At 73.4% G+C, this 21486-nt stretch carries 16 protein-coding genes; 9 read left to right on the forward strand and 7 right to left on the reverse strand.

Annotation, left to right across the window (positions count from 1 at the left end; all coding sequences use genetic code 11):
- The first annotated feature begins 11 nt into the window (after nt 1-11).
- Both fabF and NDW01_RS20200 read left to right on the forward strand, forming a co-directional pair.
- On the forward strand, nt 12-1265 hold the full coding sequence (fabF, locus tag NDW01_RS20195; RefSeq protein WP_252822777.1) for a beta-ketoacyl-ACP synthase II: 1254 nt from the start codon (nt 12-14) through the stop codon (nt 1263-1265).
- On the forward strand, nt 1262-2710 hold the full coding sequence (locus tag NDW01_RS20200; RefSeq protein WP_252822779.1) for an acyl-CoA carboxylase subunit beta: 1449 nt from the start codon (nt 1262-1264) through the stop codon (nt 2708-2710). Before fabF ends, NDW01_RS20200 begins: the two co-directional genes overlap by 4 nt.
- A 292-nt stretch (nt 2711-3002) precedes the next feature.
- Here NDW01_RS20200 and NDW01_RS20205 read toward each other — a convergent pair whose 3' ends face one another.
- On the reverse strand, nt 3003-3611 hold the full coding sequence (locus tag NDW01_RS20205) for a class I SAM-dependent methyltransferase (protein WP_252822781.1): 609 nt from the start codon (nt 3609-3611) through the stop codon (nt 3003-3005).
- Nucleotides 3612-3862: 251 nt separating this feature from the next.
- Nucleotides 3863-5086 (reverse strand): amidohydrolase family protein, encoded by a 1224-nt coding sequence (locus tag NDW01_RS20210; protein ID WP_252822783.1) that lies wholly within the window; start codon nt 5084-5086, stop codon nt 3863-3865.
- A gap of 100 nt (nt 5087-5186) precedes the next feature.
- On the opposite strand from NDW01_RS20210, the gene NDW01_RS20215 reads away from it, so the two are divergent.
- Complete coding sequence (locus NDW01_RS20215; protein WP_252822785.1) at nt 5187-5645, forward strand: MarR family winged helix-turn-helix transcriptional regulator; 459 nt, start codon at nt 5187-5189, stop codon at nt 5643-5645.
- Nucleotides 5646-5806: 161 nt separating this feature from the next.
- Here NDW01_RS20215 and NDW01_RS20220 read toward each other — a convergent pair whose 3' ends face one another.
- From NDW01_RS20220 to NDW01_RS20235, 4 genes are all read right to left on the reverse strand, one after another.
- Complete coding sequence (locus NDW01_RS20220; RefSeq protein ID WP_252822787.1) at nt 5807-6166, reverse strand: cupin domain-containing protein; 360 nt, start codon at nt 6164-6166, stop codon at nt 5807-5809.
- Nucleotides 6166-6600, reverse strand: a complete 435-nt coding sequence (locus tag NDW01_RS20225; RefSeq protein WP_252822788.1) for a hypothetical protein — start codon at nt 6598-6600, stop codon at nt 6166-6168. The genes NDW01_RS20220 and NDW01_RS20225 overlap by 1 nt, the downstream gene beginning before the upstream one ends.
- Nucleotides 6601-6651: 51 nt before the next feature.
- Nucleotides 6652-11634, reverse strand: a complete 4983-nt coding sequence (locus tag NDW01_RS43880; protein WP_252822790.1) for an FHA domain-containing protein — start codon at nt 11632-11634, stop codon at nt 6652-6654.
- Between the two features lie 929 nt (nt 11635-12563).
- Nucleotides 12564-13058 carry a DUF3145 domain-containing protein gene (locus NDW01_RS20235; RefSeq protein ID WP_252822792.1) on the reverse strand — a complete coding sequence of 165 codons (495 nt, stop codon included), beginning with the start codon at nt 13056-13058 and terminating at the stop codon, nt 12564-12566.
- Between the two features lie 224 nt (nt 13059-13282).
- Here NDW01_RS20235 and NDW01_RS20240 point away from each other — a divergent pair, with 224 nt between their 5' ends.
- On the forward strand, nt 13283-13642 hold the full coding sequence (locus tag NDW01_RS20240) for an FxLYD domain-containing protein (protein WP_252778564.1): 360 nt from the start codon (nt 13283-13285) through the stop codon (nt 13640-13642).
- On the opposite strand, the gene lnt is transcribed toward NDW01_RS20240, so the two are convergent.
- Entirely contained in the window at nt 13602-15110 is a 1509-nt protein-coding gene (gene lnt / locus NDW01_RS20245) for an apolipoprotein N-acyltransferase (protein WP_252822794.1), read from the reverse strand. The two genes, NDW01_RS20240 and lnt, sit on opposite strands and share 41 nt — an antisense overlap.
- Nucleotides 15111-15290: 180 nt before the next feature.
- Between lnt and NDW01_RS20250 the strand changes: the two genes are divergently transcribed.
- The 5 genes from NDW01_RS20250 to NDW01_RS20270 all read left to right on the forward strand — a co-directional run bounded on the left by NDW01_RS20250 (nt 15291) and on the right by NDW01_RS20270 (nt 21063).
- Nucleotides 15291-16454: a S8 family peptidase gene (locus NDW01_RS20250; protein ID WP_252822796.1), complete on the forward strand. Its 1164-nt coding sequence runs from the start codon at nt 15291-15293 to the stop codon at nt 16452-16454.
- Nucleotides 16455-16671: 217 nt separating this feature from the next.
- Nucleotides 16672-17430 (forward strand): GH12 family glycosyl hydrolase domain-containing protein, encoded by a 759-nt coding sequence (locus NDW01_RS20255; RefSeq protein WP_252822798.1) that lies wholly within the window; start codon nt 16672-16674, stop codon nt 17428-17430.
- Nucleotides 17431-17529: 99 nt separating this feature from the next.
- Nucleotides 17530-18060 (forward strand): RNA polymerase sigma factor, encoded by a 531-nt coding sequence (locus tag NDW01_RS20260; RefSeq protein ID WP_252778568.1) that lies wholly within the window; start codon nt 17530-17532, stop codon nt 18058-18060.
- Nucleotides 18057-18473 carry a carboxypeptidase-like regulatory domain-containing protein gene (locus tag NDW01_RS20265; protein WP_252822800.1) on the forward strand — a complete coding sequence of 139 codons (417 nt, stop codon included), beginning with the start codon at nt 18057-18059 and terminating at the stop codon, nt 18471-18473. The genes NDW01_RS20260 and NDW01_RS20265 overlap by 4 nt, the downstream gene beginning before the upstream one ends.
- On the forward strand, nt 18466-21063 hold the full coding sequence (locus NDW01_RS20270) for a CHAT domain-containing protein (RefSeq protein ID WP_252822802.1): 2598 nt from the start codon (nt 18466-18468) through the stop codon (nt 21061-21063). Before NDW01_RS20265 ends, NDW01_RS20270 begins: the two co-directional genes overlap by 8 nt.
- Nucleotides 21064-21486 lie beyond the last annotated feature (423 nt).

Consider the following 21486-nt stretch of genomic DNA (forward strand, 5'->3'; position numbering starts at 1 on the left):
AGCGTGACCATATGAGTACCTCCGTCGTCGTGACCGGACTCGGCGCTACTACGCCTCTCGGCGGCGACGTGGCATCGACCTGGTCCGCTCTGCTGGCGGGCCGGTCCGGTGTGAAGCGGCTCACCGCCGAGTGGGCGGAGAGCCTCTCGGTGCGGATCGCGGCTCCGATCGCGGTGGAACCCTCCGAGGTCCTGCCGAGGCATCGGCTGCGCCGGCTGGACCGTTGCCAGCAGTTCGCCCTCATCGCCGCCCGCGAAGCCTGGCTGGACGCCGGCTTCGCGTTCGGCGACGAGGCGGGCTTCCAGGTCGACGGTGACCGGGTCGGCGCAGTCGTCTCGTCGGGGATCGGCGGGATCATCACGACCCTCGACAACTACGACATCCTGAACGAGAAGGGCTGGCAGCGGGTCTCGCCGTTCGCCGTCCCGATGCTGATGCCGAACGGCGGCGCCGGAGTCGTCAGCATCGAGTTCGGGGCGAAGGCCGGCGCACACGCGCTCGCCAGCGCCTGCGCGTCCAGCGCGGAGGCGATCGGCTACGGCATCGACATGATCCGGTCCGGGCGGGCCGACGTCGTCATCGCCGGCGGCACCGAGGCCGCGATCCACCGGCTCAACCTCGCCGCGTTCGGGTCGATGCGCGCGATGTCCACGCGCAATGACGACCCCGACCACGCCTCGCGCCCGTACGACAAGGACCGGGACGGCTTCGTGCTCGGCGAGGGCTCCGGGATCCTCATCCTGGAGTCGGAGGAGCACGCGCGGGCGCGCGGAGCCCGGATCTACGCCATCGCCGCGGGTGTCGGCTACTCCGCCGACGCGGTCGACATCGTGTCGAACGACCCCGAGGGCATGTCGAAGGCGATGGTCCGCGCGCTGGCCGACGCCGGCCTGGAGCCGTCGGACATCGTGCACATCAACGCGCACGGCACGTCCACCCCGGTCGGTGACACCGGCGAGATCAAGGCGATCAAGCTGGCGCTCGGTGACGCCGCCCACCAGGTGGCGATCACCAGCACCAAGTCGATGACCGGCCACCTGCTCGGCGGCACGGGCGCGGTCGAGTCCATCGCCGCGATCCTCGCCCTGCGCGAGGGTCTGGTACCCCCGACCATCAACATCGAGAACCTCGACGACGAGGTCGACCTGGACATCGTGCGAGACGAACCCCGGAAGCTGCCCGGCGGTCCCGCCGCCGCCCTGAACAACTCGTTCGGATTCGGCGGCCACAACGTGACCGTCGCGCTGAGGAGGCATGAGTCGTGACCGTTGTCGACAGCAGGTCCGCCACGCAGACGCCCGAGTCCGCGGCGTCCCCCGAGCCCGTCGCGCCGGACCCGCGTGACCCGCGGGTCCGCCTGGAGGCGCTCTTCGACGAGGGGTCGCTGCGGCTCCTCACCGAGGAGGACACCAGCGGCGCCCTCGCGGGCGTCGGCCGGATCGAGGGCATGCCGGTCGTGGCGTTCGCCAGCGACCCGCGCGTGCAGGGCGGCGCGATGGGCTACGAGGGCTGCGAGGCCATCGTCCACGCCTACGACCACGCGGTACGGGAACGGCTGCCGATCATCGGTCTGTGGCACTCCGGCGGGGCGCGCCTCGCCGAGGGCGTCGAGTCCCTGCACGGCGTCGGCCGCGTCTTCGCGGCCATGACCAAGGCGTCGGGCGTCGTCCCGCAGATCTCGGTCGTGCTCGGCGCCGCCGCCGGCGGTGCCGCGTACGGCCCGGCGCTGACCGACATCGTCATCCTGTCCGAGGGCGGCCGCATCTTCGTGACCGGCCCGGACGTCGTACGGTCGGTCACCGGCGAGGTCGTCGACATGGCGGCCCTCGGCGGGCCGGAGCCGCACAGCAAGCGCAGCGGCGTCGTGCACGTCGTGGCCAAGGACGACACCGAGGCCCTCGTCAAGGCCCGGCGGGTCGCGTCCCTCCTCGGTCACCAGGGCCGCATGCGGACCGAAGAGGTCGAGGAGATCGACCTCGGCGGCGTGCTGCCCGACAACCCCCGCCGCGCGTACGACGTGCACCCGATCATCAACAAGCTGCTCGACGACCCGGCGGAGGCCATCGAGCTGCACCCGAAGTGGGCGCCGAACATCGTCACGACGCTCGGCCGTTTCGGCGGCCGTACCGTCGGCGTCATCGCCAACAACCCGATGCGGCTGGGCGGCTGCCTGGACTCGACGTCGGCGGAGAAGGCGTCGCGGTTCGTGCGGATGTGCGACGCGTTCGGGGTGCCGCTCGTCGTCATCGTGGACGTCCCCGGCTACCTGCCGGGCGTCGGCCAGGAGCATGACGGCGTCGTACGGCGCGGCGCGAAGCTGCTGCACGCCTTCGCGGAGGCGGTCGTGCCGCGCGTCACGCTCGTGACCCGCAAGTCGTACGGCGGCGCGTACATCGCGATGAACTCCCGCGCGCTGGGCGCGACGCGCGTCTTCGCCTGGCCGACCGCGGAGATCGCCGTGATGGGCGCGGTCGCCGCCGTGCGCATCCTGCACCGCCGCAAGCTGGCCGCCGCCCCGGAGGAGGAGCGGCACGCGCTGGAGGAGCAGCTCGCCGCCGAGCACGTGAAGATCGCCGGTGGCGTGGAGCGGGCCCATGACCTCGGCGTGATCGACGAGATCATCGAGCCGGCCAAGACCCGGCGCGCGATCGCGCAGGCCATCGCCGAGGCGACCCCCGCCCGGGGCGCCCACGGCAACATCCCCCTGTAACCCGCGAGGCCCGAGCGCCCCGTCCAGGAACAGACCTGGGCGGGGCGTTCGTCATTCGTACGGCGCCTTGGGGCGTCCTGGATCCAGGCGGCCGCACGAGCCACTCGGCCGGCGTCCCGGCGCACGCTGGAGTGCCCGATTCGATGGCGTTGGTCGGCTTTCGACGAGCGCAGAACAGCAGCAGTCCGTCGCCGAGGCACCGTTTCGCCGCCGCAGCGACCAGGTCGCCGCCGATGTGGCCGCCTCGCCGCCGCGTGAACCAGGTCTCGCCCTGTTCACGCGTCCCATCCCGTCAACATCGACGGCGATGCTGAATACGGTTGATCGTCGCGAGGTGGGCCGGCGCGCCGTCGTCGTGGATCATCGTCTGGATCCGGTCCGGTCGGATGGCGACGACGCTCCATCCGCTGCCAGGGGTGAAAGCCGCTTCCAGGTCCTCCCGGCTGACGGGGTGCGGGCCGGTGTCGGGACCGTCGTCGCTGAAGCACAGGACGTACAGGGTTCCGCCGTGCTCGGTCACCGACGCCAGGCTCGCGACGTACTCCGGCCGCTCGTCGCGATCGAAGGTGTGGAACAGTCCGCAGTCGAGCACGGTGTCGAACCTGCGTCCCAGACCCCCCAGCTCGAACGCGTCGGCGGCGACGAACTCGGCCTCGATCCCCCGGTCCTCGGCCTTCTTACGGGCGATCGCCAGTGCGGTCTCGGCCACGTCGAAACCGAGAACCGGCAGCCCCAGCGAGGCGACGTGAAGCGCATTCTCGCCGGTCCCGCAGCCCGCGTCGAGCACCGTTCCGGCGAACCCGCCCGCGGACGCCACCCGGACGAACGCCGGCTGCGGCCGGCCGATGTCCCACGGCGCGGGGCCGTCGTGGTAGGACGCGTCCCAGGGCCGTCCCGTCATCCGCTCGTGGCTGGTCGGACGCCGGCCGCCGAACGGTCCTCCTGATCGCTCCGACACCTTCACGCTCCCGTGAGTGAATCTCTCACCCGTGGAATCATGCCCGCAGATCGGTCACGGAGATCTCGACGTGGTCCGGTCCGTTTCCACTGTAGGAGCTCTTGTACCAGGTGCTCACTTCCACCACCTCCCCGAGCGCATCGTTTCACCGCCCGCCGGCCGTCAGGCACGATCACTCCACCGCGCGAAGCCGGTCAGCCGTCCGCGAGCCGTACGCCGCGGCGCCATACGGCGCGGATGTTGAGGGTGTCGGAGATGTCGGCCGTGGGGTCACCGTCGACGAGGAGCAGGTCGGCGCGGTGACCGGCCGCGATGCGGCCCCGGTCGCCGAGGCGGAAGCGGCGGGCGGGGACGCTGGTCGCGGCGCGCAGGGCCTCGATGGGGGTCAGGCCCGCCTGGACCAGGTACTGCAGCTCCTGGTGGACGCTGGCACCGTGGGCGAGACCGCCCAGGAAGGGCAGCGGGAACGAGGCGTCGGTTCCGACGATGAGGTCGACGCCCGCGGCGTGCAGCGCCCGAACCGAGTCCAGTACGTCCTCGATGCGCCCCTGCGGGTATCGGTCGAAGCTGCTGCGCAGCGTCGTCAGCCACGCCTCGTCAAGGCGCGTGCCGACGCGCGGGTCGTCCGCCAGGCCCGCGCCGGTGATGCCCATCATCGACGCGTCGAGGACGACGCAGGGCACGACGAACGCCCCCGATTCCGCGATCAGCTCGATGATCTCCGCATCGTGCGGTCGGTCCATGAACAGGTGGACGAGGCCGTCGATGCCGGCCTCGATCGCCATGCGCGTCGCGTCGACGGTGAGCGTGTGCGCGACGGTCAGCATCCCGTGCCGGTGGGCTTCGGCGACGCCGGCGTTCAACGTGGCCTGGTCGAGCATCGGCAGGCCCGGATGGCCCTCGACCGTACCGTCGTCGACCATGAACTTGATGTAGTCCGATCCCGCCGCCACCAGCTTCGGGATGAAGCCCACCGCCTCCTCTGGGGTGGTCGAGAACGGCATCACGACGTCGGCGAAGGCGGAGCGATCGTCCCCTCCCGGGCGGAAGCCCTCGGGGAACAGCTCACTGGGGTGTCCGCCGGGCGGGGTGATGCCGAACCCAGCGGAGCGGACGTCCGCCAGGGAGTCGTCCTCGCCGATGTGGGCCCGGTTGTGCTTCGTCCACCGTCCCTGCATCTCCAGCTCGGTCGTCACCCCGAACCTCAGCGCGTACGCCAGCGCCTGCTCGGAGGTGTGGACATGGGCGTCGAACAGGCCGGGCAGCAGCGTCCCCCCGTTGGCGTCGACGATGTGCGCGCCTGCGGGCACGTCGCCGCCGACGGAGACGATCCGTCCTCCCTCGACCAGGACGGTGCTCTCTGGGAGCACCCGCTCCCCGTCGAAGACGCGCGCGCCGGTGATGGCTGTAGTGCTCACTGGTCCTCGTTCCTTCGAAAGTACATGCTGTTATGCATAAGTATGACTTACCGCATGCACCTTCGTGACTGCAAGCAGGTACCCGCCCTAAGATGTGCGCGTGACGAGCGGTACGGACCCGGAGGACGAGGCCATACTCGACGGCATCGGACCGGCCTTCTCCCGATTGCGACGGCGCGTGCCCACGTCGCGCAGGGACGGGTCCCGCAATCTCATCCTCAACATCGTCAGCGCCGGGGACGGCGAGATGACCGTCGGCGGCGTGGCCGAGGAACTCGGCGTGGACCAGTCGGTGGCGAGCCGCATGGTCTCCGACTGCATAGCGGCCGGATACCTGCTCCGTACGGCCTCGCAGGAGGACGGTCGGCGGACCGTCCTCGAGATCACCCCGGAGGGTGCAGCCGCGCGGGATGGTTTCGCGAAGGCTCAGCGCAAGGCGTTCGAGCAGATCACCGGCGACTGGCCCGTGGAAGAGCGGCTCCAGTTCGCCCGGCTGCTGCTCAGGTACGTGGAGGACGGCGCGCGGCTGCGCCGGCAAGAGCGGGACCGGCTCGCTTAGGCGTGGTCCCGCACCGTGATGCGGAGGCGCGCGATGACGCCCGCAGGTGAGCGAAGCCGCGGTCCCGCCGGCGTTCCGCGGCCGGATCCGTCCGGCGCCGTCGGCGGTGCGGCGGGTGGCGGGTGGCGGGTGCGCCAGGTGGTGCCCCCGCCACCCATCGGTCAGACCGGGAGGAAGAGCGCCTCGAACGGCGGGGCGCCGACGCCGGTGGTGACGTGGCCCCGCCCCTCGGTGTCGGCGGCGAGGACCATGTCACCCGGGCCGAAACGGCGCCGGTCACCGCCGCTGACCTCCACCTCGATCGTCCCGCGCAGCATCACCACCCACTGCTCGCGCGGTGCCGGGTGCGGTGCGCTGTCGAACTCGGCGCTGCGCAGGAACAGCACTCCACCCGCGGATGGCAGGCCGCCGACGGCCATCGGCGGCGTTCCCTCGGCGACGTGCTGCTCGGCGAGGGCGATCTCGTCCTCCTCGAAGGCCGATCCGCCGTCCTCGGTACGGACGATCCTCGTGAAGCGCATCAGCTCGCTCCGATGAACTGGTAGTCGGCGCGGATCCTGCCGTCGTCGTCCAGGGCCAGGACGTCCAGGCCGCCTCCGACGGCCTCACCGCTGCGCGTCGACGTCATCGACCACCGGACGCCGATCACGTTGGACAGCAGGACGCGGGCATCGGCCGCGGCCTCGAAGACGTGCTCGCCCGGTGCGACGAACATCTCGTACGCGCGGGACACCCGGGCGTCCATGGCGGCGTGGCCGCGAACCTCCAACGGCGGCGCGGGGAAGGCCAGGGCCGTGGCGGCCTGGCGGATCTCCTGGGGCGGGTCGACGAGCACCTGGAATCCGTCCTGCGCCCACAGTTCGCGGATCATCGCGCTGCGCGTCGCCGGATCGGGCTCGTTCCACTGGGCGACATAGCGGGCGGCCAGTGCCTTCACATCGAGTTCGTTGCTCACGCAGGGCAGTCTGCGCCACCGACCTGCGCCTTCGCGATTCCCTCAAGGGAATCACGCGTCGCGGCGGCGCGTGCTCGGGCGGGATTCCTCATCCGGTCGGTAGTGGGGGTTGGGGATCCACTCGGCCTGGTCCTGCGGCCGGTCGGGGAAGAAGACCCGGCCGTCGTAAGTGACGCCGGCTCGCATCGGCACGTCGCCCGGAATGCGCAACGCCCCGACGATGTACCGCCGGTCGATGCCGCCGATGAACGTCACCTCGTCCTGTCCGCCACCGATGTCATAACCACCGGGGGCATCGATCACGTACACCCACCGGTCGTCGCCTTCGCGCCTGAACTGCCGCGCGAACTCCATCGCGGTGTCCACCAGTCGAGAGGTGCAGATGAGCTCCGGGTGGGAGGCGTAGCCCCGCTGCGGCATCGCGAAGCCCTCCTCGAAGATCATTTCCGGTCCGCGGCGGTCTCCGCGGAACAGCGCGTTCCGGTCGAGCCGCCAGCCGACCTCCAGCGGCCTCATCGGCTCGCCCCAGTAGTCACCGCTGTCGCCCCAGTAGTGCGGTGCCTCCTCTTCCTCGCGGTACGTCCTGATCCAGCGGTCGAGACCGGGGGCTCTCCGCTGCGCGGCGGCGGTGTAGTCGATCGGACCGGACGGCGGGGAACCCGCCGACAGCGGCCGGCGTTCGACCGGACCGGCGTCGTTCCGCAGGAACCGTGGGCTCGCCGGCACCCGCGGCAGCGCGCGCAGCGCCGACGGCGGCTGCGTGGCCGGGGACGCGGGATGCAGTTCGCCGTCCGCGCGCCGCAGCGCCCGCACCAGCTCGACCAGGTCGCCGTGCCGCCCGCGCACCTCGGCGCCCGCGTGCCGGTGGACAGCGATCAGGTCGGTCACCGAGAGGCCGGGACGGACCTGGCTCGCCAGCCCGCCGAGACGGCCGACGCCACGCGGCAGGCTTCGTTCCCCACCGGGGTCGGTCGCGTGATTCAGCTCGGCCACCGCGCGCACGGTCGGCTCGTCCTTGCCGAGGCCCAGGCTGCCGGCGATCCGGCGGGCGATCAGCAGGTCGGGGCCCAGTTCGCGGTGGGCGCGCCGCAAGGCCGCGAGCACGTCCTCGTAGTCGCCGCGCAGACCGGGGAAGGACTTCTCCTCGGCGTACTTGTACAGCTCGATCATGTCCCGCACGGCCAGATCACGGGCCACACCGCGGGCCAGAGCGTAGAGGACGGCGTCTCCCGGCCGCGGCCCGCGGTACGCCATTCTCTCCTGGGTTCCGATCCCCAGCTCACCGTCGTGTGCCGCGAACTCGAGGTCCCGCTCGGCCGCTCCGGGATCCGGTACCTCGACCCGTTCGAGGGCGCTCACCACCCGGACCGTGTGATCGTCCCGCTCCGGGATCCCGAACGTGTCCCGGGTCGACCGGAACGCCTCGCGTTGCCGATCCAGCCGGAAGCCCGGCAGGTCGTGGCGGGCCAGCGTGAGCAGGTCGGCGAGTTCGGCACGACTGCGCGCGTACGACGGCTCGAAACCCATCTCGAGGGCGCCTTCGTGGAGGTCCAGCAGGTCGGGGACCGTGGCATCGGGCCCGATGACGTCGCGCGCGAGGTCGCGCAGCGGATGGGAGTCACGCGCGGGACCTCGCGCCGGGTCGTACCCCGGATCGCTGAGCACGGTCAGGTCGTGGACCGCGCGTGTCATGCGGCCGTCGGCGTACCAGAGCCCGTAGTGATCCGCGAGGACCCGTGCCGAGGTCCCGCCCCCGGCCGCGGCGGGCAGGCGGACCGGCTCGGGGATGAGACGGGGCTCCTCGCCGCGCAGCCGTTCGATGAGATGCTCCGGCCCGAACATGACGGCTCTGGAATCGCCGTCGACCAGCCGTGCCAGGCGCAGCACCGCCTCCCGGTCGCTCCGCTCACCGAATCCCGCCTCGTGCGCACGCGCGTCGCCGAGCCCGGCCGCGTGAGCGACCTCGACCAAGCGGCGATAGCTGGCCCGCGTCGCCGGGGAGCCCTGAGTGAGGTGGTTCTGGATCATGCCCAGACTCCTCGCCTCGGCGGGGGTCAGCCCGTGCATCCCAGCGGTACGGGCGAGGCCGCGTCCGATCCTCTCGAACGCGTCGTCGACCGGCGGGTCGTAGGCCGAACTCAGGATCTCGACGAGCTCGCCGCGGTCCCGGGCCCGCCACGGTTCGTGCCCCAGCAGGACGGCGTCGTGGTGGAGGTTCAGCAGGTCGATGATCGAGGCGTCCGGTCCGATGACCTCGTGAGCGAGGTCGGTCAGCGGACCGGCGCCCAGCGGGTGTTCTCCGCCCGGGCCGACGATCTCCGTGAGAGCGTGGAAGAAGTGGGCCGCGTCCTGGCCGGAGACCGAGGTCAGACCGTACTGTTCGGCGACCCGCCGCCCCGCGGCCTCGGTGCCGCGGTCCGGTGCCGCCGGGGCGTGCGCCACGGGCTCCGGTGCCGCCGGGCCGTGTCCGTTCTCGTGGCCGGCCGAGCCGTCGTCGTGGCGGAGTTCCCGGGCGGCGCCGCCCCGCTCGGCCGGGTCGGCCTGCCGGGACTGCGCTTCCGCCGGGGCCGGCGCGTGCTCCGGAACCTTCAGCTCGTAGCTGTTGCTGAGCCGCAGGCGGTCGCCGGGGTGCAACGGCGCCCGTGTGTGCGGCTCGATCCGCCGGCCGTTGATGTAGGTGCCGTTGCTGGAGCCGATGTCGCGGACCCACATCCTCCCTTCGTCGTCCACCTCGAGCACCGCGTGCCGGCGGGAGACGGAGGTCGCGCTTCGGGAGTGCGGGTACAGCGGTGATTCGGATGACCGGCCCAGCAGCACCTCGTGCCCGGGCGCGACGCGCAGGACCTCCGAACCTCCGGCGGTGAACACCACCTCGCTCTCGGGCCCGGCGATTCCGGGCGCCCCGAGGGCGTCCCGTTCCGCGCGCCTCCGCACGATCGCGTCGTCCAGGGCGGCGATCTGTGGATCGGGATCGTGATGGTGCAGCACGGCGGCGCCGGCGAACGCATCCCCGTCCCGCTCCATCGCCAGCCGGAGCCGTTCCAGCTCCAGGCGCGCGATCTCCCGATCGAGGGCCTCACGTGTCCCTGCCGATCCGGTCGCGCGACCGGAGTCCGGGGCCGCGCCGGGGGCATCGGACGTGTGGGCCGGCGGCGCGGAGGGTCCCGGTTCCCGGGTCTCCGGTTGACCTGCCGGGCCGTGCGGCCGGTCCGAAAGCTCCTCATCGAGGCGAATCTCGGAGGTCCGCGACGGATCCTTCCGGCCCGCTTCGGAGGTTCCGCCGGGGCGGGATGCCGCACTGGAGCCGCGGTCCGGGGACGACGCGCCGGCGTCCGGCCGGGCCGTCTCCACCGTCGTCGCCGTCGTCGTCCCGGAGGCGGCCTCAGCCTGTACGGTCCCCGGCCGAGCGGCCTCGGGAGCGCCGGAGCGACCGGAGGCGCGGAGCGGATCTTCCCGGTCGGCCGGCCGGCCCGCGGAGGCCAGGCGATCGGCCGCCGGATCGGCCGCCGGATCGGCCGCCGGATCGGCCGCCGGGTCCGGCGTTGTGGGCACGGCCCTGGACGGCCCGTCCGGTCCCGTCCCGGCCGGCTCGGTGGGCTGCCAGAGGGCCTGAGCCTCGTTCCGGACCACGCCGGTGCGATCGTCGTTCGGGGCCGGCTCGGAGGTCGGCGAAATGGCGCCTGGCCCGGTCGGTGTCGTGGGGACGCCGCCGGGTCCGCCGGCCGGTGTGCTGGGAGCCGGGGTCATGGTGGGGGTCGTCGGCCGCACGCTCGCCAAGGTGATGCCGGCGGCTCCGGGCGGGGTGTCGTGGGATCCGGAGTAGGGCATCAGCGGACCCGGCCCTTCCGGTGTCCCGCTTGATCCGTTCGTGCTGATCGCGGGATGGGGAGCGGGGGTGTCGGTCCGAGCGGGAAGCCGACGATGCGCGGTGGCGGAGTCGGGGCCGGCTCCGGCCAGAGAGCCGGTGGATCCGCTGTGGCCGGTCCCGGACGAGGAGGGTGCCGATCCGCCGTGTCCGGTCCCGGCGGAGGTGGCGGGTGCGGTCTCCCCGCGGTCATGGCCGCCGCCGCTGGTGGTGACGGTCGGGTCGGACGAGCCGATGACTTCGCCTCGCAGGTGGAAACCCACCCCGCCGGCTGAGACCTCGGTGTAGTCGTCTCGGGTATTGACGATGCCGTCCGCGGACACCGGCGGGACGTCGGGCCGCCCGCCCTCGTTCCCGGGCCGCCCGCCCTCGTTCCCGGGCCGGTCGCCGTCGCCGGTCGGGGGTTCGCCGCCGGCGGGGTGAGGCGCGCCGGGCAGGTGGATCCCGGCCTGTCCGAGCAGATGCCTGCCGGCCTGCCCGAACGAGCCGAGCCCGGCCATGCCGAACCCGAACTCGGCCGCGTGTTTCCAGTCGGCCCTGCCCTCGACCGCGTACTGGGCGGCGACGTTCCCGGCCGTGCCGGTGAGCCCGTTGAAGGCCAGCTGAGACGACCAGCCCCGGAGCCCGCCCGCGCCCAGCCACTTATCGCTCAACGCCGCGGCCAGGCGATCGATCCGGGCCACCTGCCTGCCGGCCTCGGCCGCACCGGCCGCGTGAGCGGCCCTGGCGCCCAGCGTCCCGGCCACCCCGTGCATCAACCCGCCCGCCAGCGCGCCCTCACCGACCGCCGTGAGGAACTCCCGCCAGCTGAACTCGCCCCGGGCGCCCTGCCCGATCAGATCCAGCACGCCGCTGTACATCACCGCCTTGGCGATCGCCAGCAAGAAGGCCTTGAGCGTCAGCCCTTCCCGCTGGATCGCCGCCAGCGCCTCCGGGATTCCCCCCGGATTCCACACGGAGATGAACAGGACCGCGGCCATGAACGCGAACGACAACGAGAACTGCCACCGCGCTGCCTTCTTCGACGTGATCAGGTGATCGACCGAATCGGCCAGCCGATCGCAGCTGCCGGCCAGCCACAGCAGTCCGCTCTCCTCCCCACCACCCCGCAGCGCCGCGGCGAAGGAGGCGAACCGCTCCACCGCCTCCCCCGCGTTATTGTCCGTCACTCTCCGCGCGTGACCGTCCACCTCATCGGCACATCTCACGCACGCCCGCCCGACGTCCCGCAACGCATCCCGTATCCGCGCCAGGCCCTCCAGGTGCCCATCCGGCCACTGGACGCCCCCGACCAATACCTCGAGCAAGCCGAAGAGCTGGTCATACCAAGGCGGCGCCGGATCCGAAACGGCCCATGAATCCGCCTGATCCTTCAGAACGTACGGATCGTCGACCGACGTCGCTCCCGCGTCGGCCCCCTTCGAGATCGCCGCCCCCACTGTCGCGGCCTCTTCGGCCAACGCGAACACGTGACCGGCCAACCGCAACGACCCACCCGTCGCCTGCAGCAGATTGACCATGTCCGCCAGATCCGCCAACACCGCCCGCCGGGAGACACCGAACCCGGGCGATCCCTCCGCTCCGTTGAAGAAGGCGGCGCCGATATCGTCGCTACCCCACGCTCCCCCGGCCGCGGACAATTCATCACACAGCCAGTCCACTTTGCCCCGCAACGTCTCCGCCGCCCCGGAGACCCCGGCACCCGACGCCGTCCACGTATGCGGGACGGCGACATGGACTCCAGAGGCCACTGCCACCCCTCACCTGTGTTCGATGCGTCGGGCACGCCGACCGCACAGGGGCACCAGGGCAGACCACCGTCGCCGGATTTCAGGGGCGTCCCATGACCGGTCACATGTCGTCAATGGGGCGGGGGCGTGGTCAACCCGGCCGACACGCCGTGTGTGGTCGTTCTCGCCGAGCCATCCGTCATGATAGGAGCCATTCCCCACCAAGATCGACTTCTTCTAGAGAAATGTCGTCCCGGGGCAGGACCATCCGGTTCCGGAACTCCGCCACGCGCTCGGCGGAGAATCGGCGGGCATCCGTGGGGAGCCCCCGCCGTGTTCCCGACCGGCGAGGGCTCCCGATGGAGACGTCAGCCGGCCGCGTGGAGCCAGCGGACGGGGGCGCCGTCGCCGGCCCGGCGGAAGGGCTCGAGCTCGTCGTCCCAGGGCTTGCCGAGGAGGCGGTCGACCTCGTGCTCGAACGTGGCCTTGCCGGCGAGGGCGTTGGCCATGGCGGAGCGAAGGCGGTCCTCAGGCACGTGGATGTCGCCGTTGGCGCCGATGACCGCCGCGAACACGCCCAGGGACGGCGTGAAGCTGTAGCGGACACCGTCGCAGCCCGGACTGGCGTCCTCGGTCGCCTCGAAGCGCAGCAGCCGCCATTGGCGCAGCGCGGAGACGATGCCGGCCGCCGTGCCCGGCTGGCCCTCCCAGCACAGCTCGGCGCGCATCGTGCCCGGCGCCGCGGGCTGATCGCTCCACGGCAGTGACACGGGCACGCCGAGTACACCTGCGGCGGCCCACTCGATATGCGGGCACAGCGCAGGTGGCGCTGAGTGGACGTAAAAAACGCCACGTGCGGACACCGGACCTCCTGGGAACGTTGCGAGGTTCGTCTTCCCCTACGTCCTCGGCGCTCCAGGTAGATGACCGCTTGGTTATTGTGCCTCATCATCACCAGTCGCACCAGCCCGGATCCCCTTCGCGGCCGGGCTCGGAGCGTTTCCTACTCGTTGGTAGGCTCGACGGCCGGGCGCGATCAACAGGCGCCATCGCGTAGTTCGCTGATGACATCCGAGGAGACTGCCGCATGCGAAGAGCCCTGGTCCTGGCCGCGATCGCGGGGCTCGTCGCCGGCTGCGGTGGTGAACACGGCGGCTCGCCCGCCGGGCCGCCGGAAAAGGACGTCCGACTCACCTCTTGTGTGCTTAGCCGAAAACTGCACGCCGGTCTCATCCACGGTGTGATCACGAACACGGCCGGCCGTACGGCCGGCTACGTCGTCCAGGTCGACATCCTCGACGGCGGCGGCAACCCCGTCGACACCGCGCTGCACGCCGAGACGAAGGTCGCGCCGGGCGCGAAGGTCAGGTTCTCCGCCAACGGCGTGCAGACCTACAGCGGGAAGATCACCTGCCGCGTCGCCTCCGTACAGCGAACCCTCCACTGACGAGCACGACTCCGGCGGCGAGCCAGGGCACGTAGTCGCCGAACCGGTCGTACGGGGTACGGCCCCCGGCAGGCGTGATCTCGGCCACCACCGACCCGCGGCGCGAGGTGTCGAACCAGGCGAGCCAGCGTCCCTTCGCGTCGAAGGCGGCCGACACCCCGGTGAGCGCGGCCTGCACGACCGGACGCCCGGTCTCGGCGGCGCGGAGCGCGCCGAGCGACGCGTGCTGCGCCGGAGCCCAGCTGTCCTGAAACGACGAGGTCGCCGACTCGTACACGATGAGCCGCGCGCCGCGCCGCACGACGGCCCGGCTCAAATCCGGGAACGCGGACTCGAAGCACACCAGCGGCCCGAACGTCACGGCGTCCGGGCCACCGCCCGCGCGCATCAGCACCAGGCCCGTACCGGGGAGCCGGTCCTCCTTCGCCGCCTGGCTCACGCGGGCGATCCAGCCGAGCTCCCGGCGCAGCGGGATGTACTCCCCGAACGGCACGAGCAGGTTCTTGACGTACCGGCCCCGGACACCGTCCGGCCCGATGAACACCGCGCTCTTGGCGATGCGCCCGGACGCGTCGCGCGCGTCCTGGTTGACCAGCAGCGGACCGTGCGCCCGCGCGAGGGCCGTCAGCCGCGCCACCAGATCGGGCCGCCGGTCGAGGTCGAACCCGACACTGCTCTCTCCCCAGACGACCAGGTCGACGGCCGGCAGCTCGGACGTGATCCGCTCACCCTCGGCGAACCGGCGGTCCGGGCCGTCGACGACGCCCGGCTGCACCAGGGCGACGCGCAGCGGCCGGCCGGCGGCCGACGACGACGACGTGTACAGGACCGGTCCGGACAACGCCAGGAGCACGGCGAGGATCGCGGCGGGCGCCGACCGGGTGACGAGGGCCATGGCGACCGCGACGTTCACCGCGACGAGGGCGAAGGTCACCAGCCAGACGCCGCCGAGGGAGGCCAGGCTCAGCACCGCCGGATGCCGCCACTGCGTCGCGCCGTACAGCGCCCACGGCCCGCCCAGGGCGTGCCAGGAGCGCGCCCACTCCCCCACGACCCAGGCACTCGGGACCACGACCGCCGCCGCGAGGAGCCGCCCCGGCCGCAGCAGTGCCCACGCGGCGTAGCCCCACCCGGCCCACAGGACGCCGGCGCCGGCGGCCACGAGCACGAGCGCCGGGCCGAGGTCGGGGATCAGCCAGTACAGCGCGGCGGCGAGGAAGCCGGCGCCGAACCACCAGCCGCGGACGGCGGCCTCCCGGCCGGTCGCCGCGGCCCGTACGAGCAGGAGGCCGGGTACGAGCGCGACCCAGGCCAGCCAGTCGAGCCCCGCCCGGGGGAACGCGAGGACCGGCAGCGCCCCGGCGACCAAGGCCGCCAGCCGGGGCCGGGCGCGCGCGCCCCTCGCGGTGGGCGGGCGTTCGTCCGGCGCGGAACCGCTCGGCTCCGCGCGCTCCGCCGCCGTTCTCATCACCCCAGAGTCCCCTCGCGCCGCCCCGGCCACAAGGACCCGCCAGGGCCGGATCCGCTCGCGATCCACGGTGGCCGGGCCCCGGCGGCCGAGGACCGGCCCACCGCCGGGCTCGTACGGAAACACTGAATCGTCCGGCGACGATGAGTAATCACACGGACACGCCGAGAAGGTGCCCCAGTGACCGATCAGGACGCACGGCTCGAACGGCTCCTCAGCCGCCACCGGGACGCGACCGTGGTCGAGGCGCTCCCCGGCCGTCCGGCGCTCGTCCGCCGTGACCAGGTCCTCGTCGCGGCCCGTGACGCGCCGGCGGTCGAGAACGCCGTACGCCGCTGGTACGACGCGCGGCACGACGGGCCGGGAGTGGTCCGCCTGCTGCTGCGCCCCGGCGCGAAGGTGGACGTGTGCGACCTGGCCGCCCGGCTGTCCGCCGGCGCGCCGCACCGGCGGCCGGCCGTCGCGCCCAACCACCTCGTCCACGGGCAGCCGATGTGGTGGAGCGGCCCGGCGGGGGCGCCGCGTCCCGCGCCGGCGTGCGGCGCGCCGGTCGCCGACGCGACGGCCCGCCGTACGGTCACGGTCGCCGTCCTCGACACGGGACTGTCACCGCACCCCTGGTACTCCTCCGCCCCGTGGTACGCCGAGCAGCGCGAGGAGGTCGCCGAGGTCCTGGACGCCGACCTGGACTACACGCTCGACGCGCAGGCCGGGCACGGGACGTTCGTCGCCGGCGTCGTCCTGCGCCGCGCGCCGTCGGCGCGGATCCGCGCCAAGCGCGTGATCGGCGGCGATGGCGTCGGCGACGAGTTCGGCGTCCTGCACGCCCTGGCCTGGCTGGCCGGCTGGGGACGCGCGGAGGTCGTCAACCTGTCCTTCGGATGCCACACGTACGACGACCGCCCCTCGCCCCTGGTCGCCCGCGCCATCGCCGCACTCGGCCGCCGTACGGTCGTCGTGGCGTGCGCGGGCAACCACGCGAGCGACCGGCCGTTCTGGCCCGCCGCCCTGAAGAACGTGATCGCGGTCGCCGCGCTGGACGGCGACGAACGCGCGGCGTTCTCCGACCACGGCCCGTGGGTGGACGCCTGCGCGCCCGGCGTCGACGTCCACAGCTGCTTCGTCCGCTTCGACGGACCCCGGCCGCGCGTCGCCGGGATCGACCCCGACGATTTCACCGGATACGCCGTCTGGAGCGGCACGTCCTTCGCGGCCCCCGCCGTCGCCGGCGCGATCGCCGCGCTCGCCGCCGCCGAGGACCTCCCCGCCCCGGTCGCCGCCGCACGTCTCCTCGACCCGGCGGCCCACCGCGTCCACCCCGGCCTCGGCGTGGTCGTCCCCTGACGTGAAAGGACTTTCACGCGGCCTGCGGACACACAGAGCGATCCGGACTGGTCGGGCCGCCGGCGCCTCGCCGATCACCGGGAGGCGAGGCCGTGGAACCGTGCGCCCCGCCCGGTGCCGGGCTAGCATCCCGGGCGTCTGAGAGCGCTCCCAGCCCGGCCGGACGCCCGGCGTCCGGACGGGTCCCCGTACCCGCTCGCGACCCCCGGAGGTCACCATGAGACGTCGAGCCATCGCGGTCGCCCTGGCGCTGGCCGGCTCGGTCCTCACCCCGGCGATGGCCGGCATCCCGGCGCACGCCGACACCCAGATCTGCGCGCAGTACGGTTCGACCAAGATCCAGAACAACCGGTACGTCGTCCAGAACAACAACTGGGGCGACAGCACGACCCAGTGCATCAACGTCACCAGCACCGGGTTCTCGGTCACCACCGCCAGCCACAACAAGCCGCAGAACGGCGCGCCCGGCGCGTACCCGTCGATCTACGCCGGCTGCCACTACGGGAACTGCTCCACCGGAAGCGGCCTGCCCCTGCGCGCCGACGACAGCCGGTTCAACACGATCCAGACCAGCGTGAGCATGTCCTATCCCGGCTCCGGCGTCTACGACGCCTCGTACGACATCTGGTTCGACCCGACGGCCCGCACGAACGGCCAGAACACCGGCGCGGAGCTGATGGTCTGGCTCAACCACACCGGCTCGGTGCAGCCCGTCGGCTCCAGGGTCGCCACCGTCAGCCTCGCCGGCGGGACCTGGGACGTCTGGTACGGCAACAGCGGCTGGAACGTCGTGTCGTACGTCCGCACCTCCCCGACCTCCTCGGCCTCCTTCCCGGTGCACACCTTCTACGACGACATGGTGCGGCGCGGCTACGCGCAGCGCTCCTGGTACATCACCAGCGTCCAGGCAGGCTTCGAACCGTGGGTCGGCGGCGTGGGCCTCGCCGTGAACAACTTCTCGTACAGCATCGGCTGATCGCTCCACGCGATCTTCGGAGGGACGGCGCCGTCGTGGCGCCGCCCCTCCCCCAACCGATTGTAATCACTCGAACACTTTCCGCTAATATTCCGGCGCGTGGAGTGCAACGAGACCGGCGAACTGGTGAGGCGAGCGCGGGCGGGTGACCCGGCGGCCTGGCGGGCCCTCGTCGACCGTTACTCGCGGCTGCTGTACGCGATCGCGCGCTCGTACGGACTGAGCGGCGCGGACATCGACGACGTCGTGCAGACGACGTGGCTGCGGCTGGTCGAGCGGCTGCCCCGGCTGCGCGACCCGGCACGGGCGGGCGCCTGGCTGGCCGTCACCGCCCGCCGGGAGAGCCAGGCCGTGCTCCGGCGACGCGGTCGCGAACGCCCCCTCACCGGTCACACGCCGACGGTCACCGGGCCGCACCACGCGGTGTTCGGGCGGGAGCTCGCCGGGTCGGTGGCCGCCGCGCTCGACACCGTGCCGCCCCGCTGCCGGGCCCTGCTCGAGCTGTCCATCGCCTCCCCGCGGCTGAGCTACGCGGAGATCTCGACGGCGCTGGGCGTCCCGCTGGGCAGCGTCGGCCCGACCCGCACCCGCTGTCTGCTCCACCTGCGGCGCCGGCTCGGTGTGGCATGACCGACGAGGAGCTGATCGAGCGCCTGCGCGGGGCGTTCCCGCCGGTTCCGGACCGGCTGCGCGCCGTGGGACTGGCCGCGTTCGACTGGCTGCTCCCGGACGCGACGCTGGCGACGCTCGCCTACGACGCGGCGGACGCCCCGGCCGGGGTGCGCGGCGGCGAGCCGCGGACGCTGACGTTCGCCGGACGGGACGTTCGCGTGGAGATCGAGGTCTGCGGGCGGGAGATCGTGGGGCAGCTCGCTCCCGCGGCGGACGCGGAGGTGATCCTCCGGTCGCCCGGCGGCGAGCGCGGCACCCGCACCGACGAGTCCGGCGGTTTCGTCCTGTCGGAGGTCCCGGCCGGCCTGGTCAGCCTGCTGTTCCGGCCGGCCGACGGCACGTCGATCGTGACGAGCTGGATCCATGTCTGACCTCCCGGCCCCCGCGGCGCACGATCCGCGCGGCGGATACGGGACCGCGTCGGACCTGCCGGCGCTCGCGGCACAGGATCCGCGTGGCGGATACGCCACCGCACCGGACCTTCTGGTGCTCGCGGCACAGGACCCGCGCGGCGTGTACGCCGCCGCGTCGGCGCTGCGGAACACCGGCGACCCCGGGCAGCGCGTGCTGGCGCTGCGCGCCCTCGGCCTGGCCGGCAAGGAGCTGGGCCGGCTCGGGGAGGGCATCGCCCACCTGCGCGAGGCCCTGCGCCTCGCCGAGTCGTCACGGCTCGACTACGCCGCCGCCCAGGTGCGGATGAACCTCGTCGGCCTGCTGGCCGCCGGCGGGGACGTCGAGGGCGCGCTGGCCGCGGCCGACGCGGCGGCGCCGGTGCTGACCGGGGCGGACGCCGACCGGTTGCTGGCCAACCGCGCCTACCTCCTCGCCCGAAGCGGGCGCATCCGCGAGGTCGCCCGCATCGCACGGACCTGCGCCGATCCGGAGGTCCTCGTGGGCCTGCGCATCAACACCGGGCTCGCGAAGGCGTACGCCGGACGGCTCGGACGCGGGGAGGCCGACCTGCGGGCGGCGCTCGCGACCGCCGAACGGGCGGGCCTGCGGCACCAGGCGGCGATGGTCCGGCACAACCTCGCGTTCGTCGCCATGCGGCGCGGCGACCTGGCCCGCGCGCTGGCCCTGTACGACGCGGTCGAGCCGGAGCTCGCCGGCGCGGAGGAACGCCTCTGCCAGCTGCGCGTCGACCGGGCCGAGGCGCTCATCGCCGCCCGGTTGCCCGGCGAGGCCCGTGTCCTGCTGGCGGACACCATCGACCGGCTCACGGCCGGCGGCTACCGGTGCGACACCGCCGACGCGCTCCTGCTCCTCGCGCACGCCGAACTGTCCGACGGGGATCCGGAGGCCGCCGCGGCGACCGCCCGGCGGGCACGGGCGGAGTTCGCGGACCGCGCCGGGTGCGCGCTGTCCGCGGAGCTGATCGGGCTGCGCGCCCGCTGGGCCTGCGGCGACCGGTCCGTCTCCCTGCGCGCGGCGGCCGAGCGGGCGGCCGGACGACTGGCGGAGTACGGCTGGGCGTCCGCCTCGGCCGACGCCCGCACGCTGGCGGCCCTCGTCGCCCTCGCGCACGGGGACCCGGACCACGCCGAACACCTCCTCGGCCGGGTCCGGGGTGAGACCGTGAGCGCCCGGGTCGCGGCCCTGCACGCGACCGCGCTGCTCCGGCTCGCCCGCGGCGACCGGCCCGGCGCGTCCGCCGCCGTCCGCGCCGGGCTGCGCGCCGCCGACGAGCACGCCGCCGCGCTCGGCGCGGCCGAGCTGCGCGGGCGCGCCGCCGGCTGGGCGGCGGAGCTGGCCGACCTGGGGCTCCGGCTCGCGACCGGCCCTCGCGCCCTGCTGGTGGCGGCCGAGCGGGCACGGGCGATCGCTGACCGCCCGCCCGCCGTACGACCGCCCCGCGACCGGCGGCTCGCCGCGCTGCTGGCCGAACTACGCCGGGTCAGCGCCGAGGTCCCCGCCCGCCCGGACCTGCAGACCGCCCAGGGCCGGCTGGAGGACGCCGTCCGCGCCCGGTGCCGCCGCCTGTCGGCCAGCCGTGACAGGGTCGCCGGGTGGGGCTGGCTCGTGCCCGCCCTCGCCGAGACGCTGGGCGATCGGATGCTGGCCGAGTACGTACGCGTGGGCGCGGACCTCGTCGCGGTGACCCTGGCGAACGGCCGCTGCCGCCGCCGGTCGCTCGGCCCGTACGACCGGATCCGTGACGACGTGCGGCTGCTGCGCTTCGCCGTCTCCCGGCTGGCCCGCGATCCCGGCAACGCGCCGGCGCGCGCCTCACTCGCGGCCACCGCCGGCCGCCTCCACGCCCGGCTGATCGAGCCGTTGTCCGTCGGAGAGCGGTCGCTGGTCCTCGCCCCGGTGGGAGCTCTGCACGGCCTGCCCTGGGCCGCCCTGCCCTCCCTGACGGACCGCCCGTCGACGGTCGTGCCGTCCGCCGCGGGCTGGCTGCGCGCGATGCGGGCGCCGTCGGACGGCGGGCACGTGGCGCTCATCGCCGGTCCGGATCTCCGGCACGCGGATGAGGAGATCGGCACCGTACGCGCGCGGCATCCGCGCGCACGGGTCCTCACCGGCGCGGCGGCGATCGCCGAGGAGACCCGGTCCGCCCTCGACGGCGCCTCCGTCGCCCATGTCGCCGCGCACGGAGTCTTCCGGTCCGGCAACGCCCTGTTCTCGGGCCTCCGGCTGGCCGACGGCCCACTCTTCACCTACGACCTGGAGCACCTGGACCGGCCGCCGCGCCTGCTGGTGCTGTCCGCCTGCGACGCGGGCCGGGCGGAGATCTACGAGGGCGAGGCGGTCATCGGCATGGTCACCGCCGCCCTGGGGTTCGGCACCGCCACCGTCATCGCCGCCGTCACCCCGGTCGGTGACGCCGCCGCCCGCGACCTCATGGCCGGCTTCCACGAGCGCCTCGCCGCGGACGCGTCCCCCGCCGAGGCCCTCGCCCGCGCCCCGCGATCGGCCGCCGCCCTCGGCTTCGTCTGCTTCGGCGCCGGCCACGCCTGAAGACGACCGGCTGGCGATCCCGGCGGGCAGGCGCTCAGGAGGTCACGGCGCTCCCCGCCCTGCAGGCGATCGCGCAGAGAGATCATGACCCGCCCACGGCCTCACGGCCCTCTCGACGGCCCAGCTCGTTGAGGGACAGGACCTCTGCCATCGGGCCGGACATGCGGCTGCGGCCGCCGAGCGGATGCCCATCAGCAGCCGAGTGGCGGGGAGTTCGGCGGCCCGATGCCGCATACCGCCCCCTGACCAGGGACGGCTGGGCCGCCGCACTCGACGCTCTCACCGAAGGCGAGCCGAGCGCGGTCGCCGTCGAACCGGTGGCAGCGCGTTTGGGCGCGTCTGCCGAGACTTTTGGCGGTCAGGACCACCAAGGGTCTCGGCACAACGGGTCAGGACGTGGTCGGGAGGCTCGCCCGTCGGCAT

Origin of the sequence: Actinoallomurus soli (assembly GCF_024055715.1) — a bacterium.
Classification (GTDB): Bacteria; Actinomycetota; Actinomycetes; order Streptosporangiales; family Streptosporangiaceae; genus Actinoallomurus; species Actinoallomurus soli.

Coding starts and splice junctions, on each gene's coding strand:
- fabF (WP_252822777.1), top strand. CDS start 12: ATGAGTACCTCCGTCGTCGTGACCGGACTCGGCGCTACTACGCCTCTC.
- NDW01_RS20205 (WP_252822781.1), bottom strand. CDS start 3,611: ATGACGGGACGGCCCTGGGACGCGTCCTACCACGACGGCCCCGCGCCG.
- NDW01_RS20220 (WP_252822787.1), bottom strand. CDS start 6,166: ATGCGCTTCACGAGGATCGTCCGTACCGAGGACGGCGGATCGGCCTTC.
- NDW01_RS20240 (WP_252778564.1), top strand. CDS start 13,283: ATGCGAAGAGCCCTGGTCCTGGCCGCGATCGCGGGGCTCGTCGCCGGC.
- lnt (WP_252822794.1), bottom strand. CDS start 15,110: ATGAGAACGGCGGCGGAGCGCGCGGAGCCGAGCGGTTCCGCGCCGGAC.
- NDW01_RS20255 (WP_252822798.1), top strand. CDS start 16,672: ATGAGACGTCGAGCCATCGCGGTCGCCCTGGCGCTGGCCGGCTCGGTC.
- NDW01_RS20265 (WP_252822800.1), top strand. CDS start 18,057: ATGACCGACGAGGAGCTGATCGAGCGCCTGCGCGGGGCGTTCCCGCCG.
- NDW01_RS20270 (WP_252822802.1), top strand. CDS start 18,466: ATGTCTGACCTCCCGGCCCCCGCGGCGCACGATCCGCGCGGCGGATAC.